This is a genomic window from Kitasatospora sp. NA04385, assembly GCF_013364235.1.
Lineage (GTDB): Bacteria > Actinomycetota > Actinomycetes > Streptomycetales > Streptomycetaceae > Kitasatospora.
This window is the reverse complement of the sequence record NZ_CP054919.1, coordinates 6,460,757-6,472,482: the sequence shown is the minus strand read 5'-3', so window position 1 is coordinate 6,472,482 and position 11,726 is coordinate 6,460,757. Positions and strand designations below refer to the sequence as shown.

The window sequence follows — 11,726 nt, the reverse complement described above, 5'->3', positions numbered from 1 at the left end:
CGGGTCAGTGCCTTCCGCTCTGGGTCATCCCCGGGGTGATCGGGACGTGGACGGGGGAGGACGGGAGCGAGGGCGCGACGGGCATCTGCGCGGTGCTCTCGATGCCGCCGAGTTCGGCGACGGTGTTCTCGTCCGCGTTCTGGTAGCTCTCGGCCATCCGCTTGAGGCCGTCGGCGATCCCCTTCAGACCGTCGGGCAGGCTCTTGAGGAGTGCCATGGTGCTCTCGCTGCACTTGAGGTAGCCCTTGTCGCCTTCGGCGAACTTCTTGCCCGACTCGTCGTTGCCCCAGGGGTTCTGGGCCTCCAACGAGGGCAGGTAGGCGTTCAGCGACCGGTAGAGCGAGGCGACCTGCTCGGCGGCCGCGAGCATCGGCGAGACGGCCGCCCGGTACTGGTCGGGGTCCACCTTGAAGCCCGTCCCGGCACCGCCCGAACCCCCGCTCCCGGACGCCGCCGTCCGCGCGGCCACCTTCTGGGCGGCCTGCCCGGTCGGTTCCGCCGCCCGCTCCCGCTGCTGCGGCTGCAAGGGCTCCGACGCCCGCTCGAACGGCTCCACCGGAGTGCCCATCCGCTGCTGCGGTCGCAGGGGCTCCGACGCCCGCTCGAACGGCTCCACCGGAGTGCCCATCCGCTGCTGCGGCCGCAACGGCTCCGCCGCCCGCTCGAACGGCTGCAAGGGCTCCGCCGCCGACTCGAACGGCTCCACCGGAGCACCCATCCGCTGCTGCGGCCGCAACGGCTCCGCCGCCCGCTCGAACGACTGCACCGGCTGCATCGCCGACTCGAACGGCTGCACCGGCTGCACCGGCTGTGCGGGGATGCTGTCCGGGACGGCCGTGCCGACCCGGAAGGGCTCGGGCTCGACGGGGGCCACGGGCACCCGGTGGACCTCGCGGTCGGGTTCGATGCGCGCGGCCTCGACGTACGGGGCCTGTTCGTCGTTGCTCATGGGGTTCCTCCGTCAGTGCGGGCGACGACTGCCGAGCGGTCAGTCCGCGGCGGGCGCGGCCAGGCGGGAGAGGGCGGCGCGCAGGAACGGGCTCGGCACCTGGTAGCCGCCCTCCTCCCGGAGCGGGGCCCGCTCCGGGGCCGCCGCCGCGGCCCCGGCCGCCGCGGGTGCGGTCGTGGCCTCGGGCGCGTCGGGGTGGCCGCGGCGGGCCGCGGCGCTGCGTGCGCGTTCCAGGTAGGCGTCGTCGTCCCGGCCGCCGGAGGTCTCGGCCCGGTCGGTGGCGGACGTCGCGCCGGTGGCGGTCTCGGGGGTGGCGGCGGTGTCCTGGCGGGCCGTCGGACCGGAGGCGGCCTCGCCGCTCGGGGCGGCCCCGGCCTCGGTGCCGTCGGTGGCGGCCGGGTCAGTGGTCGCTCCGCCGCCGAGCAGGACGCCCGCGAGCTGGTTGAGGACCTCGCTCTCGCTCGTGGGTCCGGCCGCGGCGACGGTGGCGGCCGCTTCGGGCTCGGACGTGGTGAAGGCGCCGTCGGCGCGGGCGTCGTCGAGCCAGCGGCGGCGGGCCCGGTGCCAGTGGCGGTCGCGCGGGTCGACGTCGGCGGCCCGGCCGAGGATGCCGGCGTCGCCGTGCAGTTCCTCGTCCTCCTCGCCGCCGAAGCGGGTGGGGCTGACGAAGCGGTTGCCGTGCTTGCCGTCCTTGCCGCCGCCGCCCCGGCCCGCGCCGCCCGCGCCGGGCATGTGGCCACCGGCGGCCGCGCCCGCGGCGCCGCTCCGACCAGCCGTGCCGGCGGCTCCGGAGGCGGCGCCCGCGCCGACCCGCCGGCTCCGGCGGCGGTGCCCGCGGAGCCCGCCCGGACGCCGCCGGCCTGACCGGCCAGGGCGCTGCCGCCCGCGCCGGGGTGCGGCCGGAGGCGCCGCCGAGGCCGTACGGGCTGCCGCCCGCCCCGCCGAACGGGGTGAGCCCGGCCCGGCCGCCGGCGCTCGAACCGCCGCCCCCACCGCCGCCGAGCGATCCCAGGGTGCTGCCGAGGGTGCTGCCGAGGTTCCCGATGGAGCCGGTGCCGAGGCTGCCGGTGCTGCCGCCGATGCTGCTGGGGGTGTAGCCGCTGCCGCCCGGGGTGTAGCCGGCGGTGGACGTCCCGCTGGTGCCGAGGTCGCCGAGGTCACCCAGCCCGGCCAGGCTGAGCGGGCCGCCGGAGCCGGTGGAGGTCGGGCTGAAGACGGGCGCGCCGCCGCCGGAGCCCGAACCGGAGTCGAAACCGGCCAGGTTGGGGGTGGGCAGCGAGAAGGGGGCGAGGCTGGAGCCGCCGGAGCCGCCGCCCGAGGAGCCGCTCCCGTCGAACGAACCGCTGCCGCCGAACGAACCGCTGCCACCGAACGACCCACTGCCACCGAACGACCCGCTACCGCCGGAGGACCCGCTGCCGCCGAACGACCCGCTGCCGTCCAGACCGGGCAGCGAGAAGGACGACCCGTCGGCCGCACCGCCGCCGCCCGCACCACCTGCGGCGCCGCCGCTCAGGCCCGGCAGCGAGAAGGCGGACGGGTCACCGGCGCCACCGGCACCACCCGCGCCGCCGCCGTCCAGGCCGGGCAGCGAGAAGGCCGACCCGTCGGCCGCACCGCCGCCCGGGCCGCCCGCACCGCCCGGCAGGCCGCTGCCGGCGCCCGTGCCGAACAGTCCGCCGGGCGGCACCTTCCCGCCCGAGTCGCTCATCGTGCCGATGCCGCCCGGGCCGCCCGCCAGGCCGCTGCCGCCGACCCCGCCGACGCCCGAACCGCCGTTCGCGGTCGCTCCGTTGAGGGAGCAGGTCTGGGCCATGCCGGTCATGTCGGTGATGTGGTCGGCGTTCTGCCGCAGCATGGTGTCCACGTGGCCGCCGACGCCGTTGACGTACTGGTGGTACAGGGTGGCGGCCTGCTTGATGCCCTCGGACTTGGCGATGTCGTCGTGCTTACCGGCCGGGTGGGCGGCGATGTAGTCCTTGGCGTACTGGAGTTCGCGGATCATCTCGGTCTTGGCGTCGCCCACCGTCTGGGCGGCGTTCTGCAGCGAGGCGGCGACCAGGTGGCCCGACTGCAGGGTGGTGGTGACGTGCGAGCCCTCGCCGCCCGCGAACTTCCGGAGGTACTGGGAGAAGCTGTCGGCGGCGGGCCCGGACATGCTCGCCATGGCCCGCTGGGCGGCCTCGACGATCGCCACGACGTGGTTGTCGGCCACCTCGTTCCAGGCGGCCCAGGCGGCTCCGAGGTCGGCGAGCAGTTCCTCGTCGCCGTCGGGGAAGGTGATGTCGGCGCCGAGCTCGTTGCTCTGGACGGTCTTGAGCACCTCGGCGAGGTCTGCGGGCAGCTCGATCATGGCGACGGGTCTCCGGAGGGGTGCGGTCGAGGTCGGAAGGGGGCCCTGCGGCGGGACGGCCGGGCAGCCGGGCGACGGACGGGCGACGGACGGACGGGCGACGGACGGACGGCCGCCCGACAGCGTCAGGCGGCGTCGGGCGGCGGCGTCAGGCGACCGGCGGCGTCCACACGCCCGGCCCCATGAAGAGCGGCGGCGGGGTGTTGTAGTCGAGCGTGGGCGCGTCCGTGTCCTGGAAGTCGCTGTCCGGGTTGAGGTTGCCGAGCCCCTCGATGGGCGGCGGCGAGGCGGGGGTCCCCTGGTGCGCCGGGGTGTCCGCGGCCGTCTGCAGGGGCGTGCCGTGCAGCCTGGGCGTCGCCAGGTCGGCCTGCGTCGCCTGGAGGACCTCGGTGCCCTCGGTGGGCAGCAGCCGTCCGCGCAGCGCGTGCTCCGGCGTGGCCTCCACCGTCTCGGTGGGCAGCAGCCGCCCCATCGGCGCGTACTGCGGCGTGGCCGTGGCCGAGTCGTCCATCGGCAGCGTCTGCGCCAGCAGCGGCTGGTCCTGCGCGGACGTCACCGTTCCGACCGAGGCGGTGCCCAGGCCGGCCAGTTGCGGGTCGGCCGGCAGGGCGCCGGTGTCGGTGATCCCGCCGAGCGAGGTGGCCTGCTGGTCGTCGTTGGCGCGGTGCCGGGCGGCCATCGTGCGGAGGTTCTCCCCGACCGCGGTGGCGTTCTGCATCAGCGCCTGGATGCCCGCCAGGACCTGCTCCTGGTGCTGGGCGAGGCCGCCGACCGAGGAACTGCCGCCCTGGAGGGCCTTGCCGACCAGGTCGGTTCCGTAGACGGACTCCTGGACCTGTTTCACCTTGGCCGCCAACTTGTTGGCCGGTCCGTTCAATTCGTCCAGCAGCCCGAGGATCTTCTTGGCCGCCGCCTCGACTTCGTCGAGGTCGATCCAGACCGTCTCGTCAGCCATCTGCGCGCCCTCCGCACTCCACCGCCCCCGGTCGGCACGCACCCGTGCCGACGACCCGCGCCGGGGCATGCGGGGTCCGCCGGGCCGAGGCGGCCCGGACGCGCCCGTGTCATGCCCGCACCGGCCCGTTCCGCTGCCACCCTAACCCGCCCCTGGGAGCGCTCCCGGCCAGGTGGGCGTGCCGGGGTGACAACGCGTCACCCCGGCACGATCCTGGCACGCCCGTGCGTCGCGGCGGGAACCGAAAGGCATGCAACAGGTAAATTCACGACATGAACCTGCAAGGGAAGTAAAGACCGGAAGTGTTCACTCCGGGTCGATCGTGAATGTTCCGTGCAGGATTCCGATCAGAGCGTGACCGCTCCGGCCGGGGTGACGATCCGCAGGCCCGCCTCGTCGAGGTCGATGGCCAGCGGAGTGCCGTCCAGCACGGCCTCGTTGAGCAGGGACGCGCTGGCCAGGTGCCACAGCCGCAGCGTCCCGGCGGCGTCCCCGGCCGCAAGCAGCCCCTCGCCGTCGAACTCGCGGCCGACCACGGCCCGGACGGCCGCGCCGCCACCGGCCAACTCGGCGGTGCGGCTGCCGTCCTGGACGTCCCAGACCAGGACGGTGCCGTCGCCCGCGCCCGCGATCACCGCGGGGCGGCCGCCGAGCACGGCGAACGACAGCACCTCGGCGGCCTGCGGGAGCCCGGTGCAGACCGGCCCGGCGGCGCCGCTGCCGGCGTGCCACAGCCGCACCACCAGGTCCTCCCCGGCGGTGGCCAGGATCGGCTGGCCGCCCGCCACGGTGGCGGCCAGCGCGGTGAACGGGCCGCACCCGGTGGCGAACCGGCGGCTGTCGGCGCCGGTGACGGCGTCCCGGACGGCGATCGCACCGTCGCGCCCGGCGGAGGCCAGCAGCGGCTGCTCGCCGGGGGTGAAGGCGATCCCGGCGACCGGCCCGGCGTGCGGGACGGGCAGCGGCAGCGCGGTGCCGTCGGTGAGGCGGTGGCTGCGGACGGCGCCCGCCGCGGTGCCGCAGAGCAGCAGGTCGGCGGTCAGGTCGAGGCTGTGGACGGGGCCGCCCTCGCCCGGCAGGTCGAGGAGCGGTCCGCCGGTGGCGGCGTCCCAGACGGTGAGCGCGCCGTCGCCGAACCCGGAGGCGAGCACCGGCCGGCCGTGCAGGGTGCCGACGGCCAGCGCGGCGAGCGGGCTGCCGGGGCGTCCGGCGGGCACCGCCTTCGGAGCGGGCGTGCCGGTGGCGGCGTCCCAGACGGTGATCCGGCCGGTCTCGTCGCCGGTGTACAGCGCGTCCCCGACGGCGGCCAGCGCGGTGAGCCACTCGCCGGCCGGCCAGCCGTGCAGCGGGCGGCCGTCGTAGACGTCCCAGGTGCGGACGGTGCCGTCCAGCGCGCAGGAGGCGAGCACCGGCCGGTCGGCCAGGGTGGTGAAGGCGAGGGCGGTCACGGTGCCGGTGTGGCCGTCGAGTTCGGCGACCGGCTGGCCGGTGGCCAGGTCCCAGAGCCGGATCCGGCGGTCCTGCCCGGCGGAGGCCAGCACGGCCTGGTTGTCGACGGTGAGCACGGCCAGCGCCAGCACCTCGCCGCGGTGGCCGACCAGCAGGTGCATCAGCTCGCCGGTTCCGGCGTCCCAGACCCGGACGGTGCCGTCGGGGGACGCGGCGGCGAGCAGGTCGACCCCGGCGCAGTGCGCGGCGCGCAGCACGGTCGCGCCGCGGCCGCCGGCGGGCAGGTTGCCCAGCACCCGGCCGTCGTCGGCGCGGACGGCCCGCAGGTCGCCGCCCTGCCCGGCGGAGAACGCCACCGGGATGTCCCGGCAGACCAGTGCGGCGACGGCCTGGGCGCCCTCGCCGCCGGTGGTGCCGTGCGCGACGTCGCCGGTGGCGGCGTCCCAGACCTGGACCGAGCCGTCGGTGCTACCGACCGCGAACAGCGAGCGGCCGCCCGCCTCGCCGAGCGCGACGGCGGTCGGGGCGAGCCCGGCGTCGGCGTCGGAGCCGCCGAGCGGGGCGGCGTCGTCCAGCGCGGTGAGGCCGAACGCGCCGCCCGCCTCGACCAGGGCGTACGCGGCCCGGCCCGCCACGGTGCCGACGGCGGCGGCGCTGCGGGCGGTCCCGGTGGTGGGTTCGGTGCGGGCCAGTGCGGCGGGCAGCGCGGCGGGGCCGGCGGCCTCGCCGAGGACCTGTCCGAGCAGTGCGTCGAGCACCGCGGCGGCGGCGGGGACGGGGCGGCGGTGCCGTCGGTCCACTGCCGGTCGGGCTGGCCGGGCTGCCCCTGGACGGTGAGCCGCCGCCCGGTGGCGGGGGCGCCGTCGGGCGCGGGGGCGGGGTACGGGCCGGTCCCGGCGAGGACGCGGCGGATCAGCGCGGAGTCGATCCGGCCGGTGCGCTCGTGGTCGGCGCGGGCGGCGCGGAAGGTGCCGTCGGCGGTGATCAGCAGTTCGCCGCGGCTGCCGTCTTCCAGCCGTACGCTTCCTGACATGGTGTCACTCCTGGTTCGGTGCGGGGAGTTTGGGAGCCCCGGGGTCAGCAGAGGTCTTCCGGTACGAGTGTCGCGTGCACGGCGTCGTGCAGCCGGTGGGTGCGGGAGCTGCGGAACAGCGCCGGGCGGTAGCCGGCCCGGCGGAAGCCGATCGCGGCGCCGGTGAGCTGGCTGGGCATGTTGTCGGCGGCGGCGTAGGCGTCGATCCGGCGCAGGCCGATCCGCTCGAAGCCGAAGCGGCACACCAGGCGCAGCGCGGCCTTGGCGGTGCGCAGCCGGCGGTGCTCGGGCAGCAGCCAGACGGCGACCTCGGCGCGCTCCCGCTCCGGGTCGAAGGCGACCAGTTCGGCCCAGCCGACGGGTTCCGCCGACTCCGCCGCCTCGACGGTGAAGTAGGCGGCCCGGCCGGTCTCCCACAGCATCGGGGGGATGTCGGTGAGCCACTTCTCGGCGGCGGCGGTGTCCCGGTGCGGGACGACGGCCTGCAGGAACTCGCGCACCAGCGGGTCGTGGGTGCCCCGGTGGACCAGGGCGGCGTCGTCGGGGCGCGGTCGGCGCAGCACCAGCCCGTCGGCTGTCATCGGTTCGTCCCGCACCTCGGTGAGCGCCCGCACCGCTCCCCCCGTCCGCTCCCCTGCCGGCCTGCCCGAACGGCCGCGCGGGCCGCCCCGGCGTACCCTCCCCCGCCGTTCGACCACCCGTCAAGTCGGGCCCGGAGGATGCGCGTTTGCGCACGTCAGCGGGACGTTAGCGGAACGTGAGCGGAGACCCGCAGACTCTGTGGCGGGGTTCGTCACTCCGTGTCCCGCCGCCCACCCGGTCCACCTCGTTCTCTCCCGGACCGGGCGCCCCCGCTACGGGCGGCGGGACTCCCCCTTTCCCTCCGACTCCCGCCCGGTCGCACGACCGCCGCCGGGGCGCGGGCCGGTCAGCCCACGACGTTGCCGGGGTCGTGCAGCCAGACGGTCTGGGTGCCGTCCGCAGCCACGGTGACGCCGAACCGGGACAGCGTCGGCTTGCCCTCTTCGAGCCACCACGAGCGGGCCGCGGCGATCTCGTCCCACAGGCGGCGGGGGCCGGCTTGGCGGACGGCGTCCGGGGCGTCCCAGTCGGTGTAGCGGACGGACGCCCAGGAGCCCGCGCCGTCCGACAGGTGCATCCGGTAGGTGCCGGTCGGATCCGTGCGGTTCCAGCGGTGCTCGAAGCGGACCCCGGGGACACGGACACCGATGGCGAACGCGGTGTCGACGTCGTCGAGCGCCAGGGCGGGATCCATGGCGGAAGCGCTTTGGTGCTCCGGGGGGTGGGCGAGTTCCACCACCTGGTGCGGCCGTTGGGCGCGCATCCACATGAAGCTGACGTTGTCGACGAACCGGCCGTGCGACGGCTCGCCGCGCTCGCCGACGAGGAGGCGCAGCAGCCCGGCGTTGGCGTACGGGGTGCCCCAGGGCGTGACGATGATGCCGCCGGGGGTGGTCTGCTCGATCCAGGCGCGGGGAACATGTCGGACGGCCGCGGTGGAGTGGATGCGGTCGTACGGCGCGTCGGGGCGGTGGCCGTCGAGGCCGTCTCCGACGACGCGGGTCGGGGAGAACCCGGCTTTGGAGAGCCGCTGAGCGGCCTCTGCGGCTACCGCCTGGTCGACTTCGATGGTGGTGACGCGTTGGTCGCCGAGTCGGGCGGACAGCAGGGCGCTGGTCCAGCCGGTGCCGGTGCCGATGTCGAGGACGGTGTTTCCGTCGGCGGCGTCGAGGTGGCGGAGCATGGTGGCGACCAGGGAGGGCATGGAGGCCGAGGACGTCGCGGTGCCCGGTCCGCCGTCGGCTCCGTCGTCGAGCTGGGTGACGACGACGTCGTCGGCGTTCGCCAGCGCCCACCAGGCGGCGGGGTCGTCGTGGCGGGTGATCCGGCGATATCCGGTGAGGCTGTCGTCGTCGGGCGCCCAGACCGCGTCCGGGATGAAGGAAGAGCGCGGGGCGCGCTCGAACGCGCCCCGCCACCCCTCGCCCAGAGCGCCGGCCATCACAAGGCCGGTCAGCAACTGTGCGTTTTTGTCCATCAGTTGGCACTCACTTCTTGATGGGCTTGGACCACTGGCCGTCGGACTCCCTGGGGGACTGCTTCTTGTCCCCGTCGACGCCGCCCTTGCCGTCGCCGCGCTTGCCCGCCATGGTCGGCATCATCGGCTCGGTGACGGCGACGGTGGTACCGGGGCCGGTGTCACCGGGCGGGCGCTGGGTGGGAGCGGGGGTCGTCATACTGGTGTCTCCTTCGCAACGTGCGTGTTCGGAACGCCGGTTGGCGTTCGGACTGTGCGGTGGTGCGGGCCCGCTCCGGCCGGGTTCTTGGCAGATCGGCGGCCGGGGCGGGAGTTCAGGGGTGTTGCGGGGTGGCGGCGTCGCCGATCAGTTCGTCGGGGTGCGCCGGGCCACCGGGGAGGACCGGTCGGGCCGCGTAGTCGGTCTCTACCATCAGGACCGAATCCGTTGCGTGGGTCGGCCGGGTCGTTGGTCTTCAGTGTGACGAAATACCGCGCAGCCGAGTCGGCTTTTCAGGCGGTCGTTTCTCTTAACTGTGTTTTGCAACATGAGAGTTGACTTTCTATCGGCTGCTGGCGAGCTGCTCTTCGCGGCGTCGGTCTTGCTCGGGGGCTGCTGCACGGAGGGTTGGCGGCTCCACCTGGGGCCACCCGCCGCACATCGGGCAACGGCACACCGGCCACGTGATCATGGAACGGCCGTGGTGGGCCGCGATCGACTCTTCGGACGAGGTGCTCGACCGGAGGATGCGGGGGTGGCGTCGGGCTTCACCGTGCTGACACGGATGGTGAGTCTTGCGGTGGAGATGGGGTACGGCGGCCGCTGCGGAGGAGTCTCCATGGAGGTCGCTCCCGTTCGTCCGTCAGGCCTTCCTGCCTGACACGACGTTAGGAGTAGCGGCGTGGGCGGATCCATCTTGTTGCACGGGTTTGCACGGCTGTCACCCGAGGGCTTGAACTGCTGCCCCGATCAGGCCTCGGGCAGCTGCACCGTAGACGGCCATAGCGCTCAGCAGGCGGAACGCCTTGTCGTAGACTGCGACTTCGCTGGGGGCGGTGACGTTGACCACGGCTGAAAGGGACTCGGTCATCACCCGCTGATCGTCGAAGATGAGGAATGCTTCGAGGGGCCACATCGTTCGAGGGGCTGTGTTCGGGATGATGCCGAGAGCGACAGTAGGCAGAGCCATCACTGACAGGAGGACTTCGAGTTGCTCCCTCATGGCGGCTTCATCACCAAACCGGTAGCGGAGGACGGTCTCCTCAAGGATGAACGAGTACCGGTGGCCGCCTGCTCGGAGTAGGTCGAAGCGTTCGCGGCGGGCCTCCACAGCGGCTTCCACATCGTTCGGGGTGCCCTGGAAGTCCGTGATTGTGCGCAGCAACGCTGCGGCGTACCGCTGGGTTTGGAGCATTCCGGGGACGACGTTGGAACAGTAGCTACGACACAACTGGGTGTGCTTCAACAGGGTGGTGGTTTCCTCCTGCGATCGGCGCATGCCGTCGTGGTGGACGCGGCGCCATTGCACGTACATCTCGTCGGCCGCGCGGTTGGCGGCGACCAGGTCGGCGGCCTGGTTCTCGGCGTTGCAAGCCACACACCACTGCCTGATGTCGTCGTCGGAGGCTGGTGTCTTGGCATTGGAGATTCGGGAGACCTTGGACCCGCTCCAACCGGTTCGGGCGGCCAGCTCCTGCCCGGTGAGCCCAGCATCCTGGCGAAGGTCTCGCAGCCGCTTGGCGACCGCTTCCCGGGCTGCCTGTGCTGTGGAGGAGGGTGAGAGGGGCATGAGCTGGCCGTCCGGTCGGGTAGGTCAGACCGCGTACTTTTCGTGTGGAACGGAGCGCCCCCACACCGTTTCGAAAGCTGACGCACAGAGCTGAGCTACCGTCGGGTCCTCGGTAAAGGTCTCACCGAGGTATTCGCCGTCACCGGAGAAGTGTCCGAAACGAACGATCCGGCCGTCGAGAAGCCAGAAGTCGTTACCGGGCAGCGCGATGTCGGACGCTTCGCGGCGGGGCAGCCAGCGGACCTGTTCACCGGCTGCGAGGTTGACCCCCGTGCCCGCGTGTTCGTAACGGATGTAGTCGGTGACCGGCTCGCTGACGATACGGGCCCTCCGGACAGCAACACCTCGGTTCACCAGTTCGGAGACGATGGCTACCCAGGGGCCCCAGTAGGGCGAGGACGGGTCGACGTCGCGCTCTCCGGTGCGTTGCCAGCGTTCGAAGTCTGTGGCCTCGTCGGCTACACCGTAAGCATCACGCATCTCCAAATGGACGGCGGAGCGGGCTACCGCTTGCAACTGCTCAATGAAGTTCGGCGGTTGCGGCACGCTCTGCGTCATCGCAAGCCTTCCTGAGTAGCGGCGCCATTCGGGCCGGGATGTGGATCACGGTCTCGTGTGCCGGGATGACGTTGTCGTGGTCGGCACCGTGCCCGGCGGCGAGTACTTGGGTGATCAGTTCTTCGTTTGCGGTGTAGCCCTGAAGGACGATGTCGCCGTTGTCGTCGTCGACCCACACCGTCGGGCTGTTCGCGGTGCCAGTGTTCGGATCGATACCCACGAACCGTACCGTCATGGTCGCCTCCCCTGTCACGTTGATTTCACGATCTTGCACGGCGCTTCGTTTGCCCCTTATGTTGCCGTTGGCTGGCTGCTCGTGTCCGAGCTTCCCAAAAACGGAATGCCCGCATATGGATGGAGAGGTGGCGTCGGCGCTGCCGCCGCGCCGGGCGAACTGTTCGAGCGGGTGGGCCGCAGCGTCCGCCCGGAGGACTTCCTGATCCGCCAGCACCGGGATGCGCAGCAGGAGTTGTACGACCTGTCGCCCCCGCAGCTGCGCTCCGGTCAGGTACTCGACGGCTTCGACCGCACCGTGGAGGCGTTCCTCGGCGTGCTGGCGGGCGTGAACACCGGCAAGATGCTGGTGCGGATCTGACGGAGC

General features: G+C 73.6%; 11 protein-coding genes. 1 reads left to right on the top strand and 10 read right to left on the bottom strand.

Features of this window, described 5'->3' with window-relative positions; all coding sequences use genetic code 11:
- Positions 1 to 4 precede the first annotated feature (4 nt).
- From HUT16_RS28680 to HUT16_RS28635, 10 genes are all read right to left on the bottom strand, one after another.
- On the bottom strand, positions 5 to 949 hold the full coding sequence (locus HUT16_RS28680; RefSeq protein ID WP_176190940.1) for a WXG100 family type VII secretion target: 945 nt from the start codon (positions 947 to 949) through the stop codon (positions 5 to 7).
- 400 nt (positions 950 to 1,349) lie between these two features.
- A complete protein-coding gene (locus HUT16_RS28675) occupies positions 1,350 to 3,302 on the bottom strand; it encodes a hypothetical protein (protein ID WP_176190939.1) in 1,953 nt (650 codons plus the stop codon).
- Positions 3,303 to 3,450: 148 nt separating this feature from the next.
- The gene (locus tag HUT16_RS28670; RefSeq protein WP_176190938.1) at positions 3,451 to 4,257 is read right to left on the bottom strand and encodes a hypothetical protein; all 807 of its coding nucleotides are present in this window, start codon (positions 4,255 to 4,257) and stop codon (positions 3,451 to 3,453) included.
- A gap of 347 nt (positions 4,258 to 4,604) precedes the next feature.
- Complete coding sequence (locus tag HUT16_RS28665; protein WP_176190937.1) at positions 4,605 to 6,506, bottom strand: WD40 repeat domain-containing protein; 1,902 nt, start codon at positions 6,504 to 6,506, stop codon at positions 4,605 to 4,607.
- A 277-nt stretch (positions 6,507 to 6,783) separates the two neighbouring features.
- Positions 6,784 to 7,320, bottom strand: a complete 537-nt coding sequence (locus HUT16_RS28660; protein WP_176190936.1) for a GNAT family N-acetyltransferase — start codon at positions 7,318 to 7,320, stop codon at positions 6,784 to 6,786.
- Between the two features lie 347 nt (positions 7,321 to 7,667).
- Positions 7,668 to 8,798, bottom strand: a complete 1,131-nt coding sequence (locus HUT16_RS28655; RefSeq protein ID WP_176190935.1) for a methyltransferase domain-containing protein — start codon at positions 8,796 to 8,798, stop codon at positions 7,668 to 7,670.
- A gap of 10 nt (positions 8,799 to 8,808) precedes the next feature.
- Complete coding sequence (locus HUT16_RS28650; protein ID WP_176184172.1) at positions 8,809 to 8,997, bottom strand: hypothetical protein; 189 nt, start codon at positions 8,995 to 8,997, stop codon at positions 8,809 to 8,811.
- A 721-nt stretch (positions 8,998 to 9,718) separates the two neighbouring features.
- Positions 9,719 to 10,567, bottom strand: coding sequence for a helix-turn-helix transcriptional regulator (locus tag HUT16_RS28645; protein WP_176190934.1), 849 nt, complete (start codon positions 10,565 to 10,567; stop codon positions 9,719 to 9,721).
- 24 nt (positions 10,568 to 10,591) lie between these two features.
- Positions 10,592 to 11,125 (bottom strand): DUF6879 family protein, encoded by a 534-nt coding sequence (locus tag HUT16_RS28640; protein ID WP_176190933.1) that lies wholly within the window; start codon positions 11,123 to 11,125, stop codon positions 10,592 to 10,594.
- Positions 11,088 to 11,360, bottom strand: a complete 273-nt coding sequence (locus tag HUT16_RS28635) for a hypothetical protein (protein ID WP_176192916.1) — start codon at positions 11,358 to 11,360, stop codon at positions 11,088 to 11,090. Before HUT16_RS28635 ends, HUT16_RS28640 begins: the two co-directional genes overlap by 38 nt.
- A 105-nt stretch (positions 11,361 to 11,465) precedes the next feature.
- On the opposite strand from HUT16_RS28635, the gene HUT16_RS28630 reads away from it, so the two are divergent.
- The gene (locus HUT16_RS28630; protein WP_176190932.1) at positions 11,466 to 11,720 is read left to right on the top strand and encodes a hypothetical protein; all 255 of its coding nucleotides are present in this window, start codon (positions 11,466 to 11,468) and stop codon (positions 11,718 to 11,720) included.
- Positions 11,721 to 11,726 lie beyond the last annotated feature (6 nt).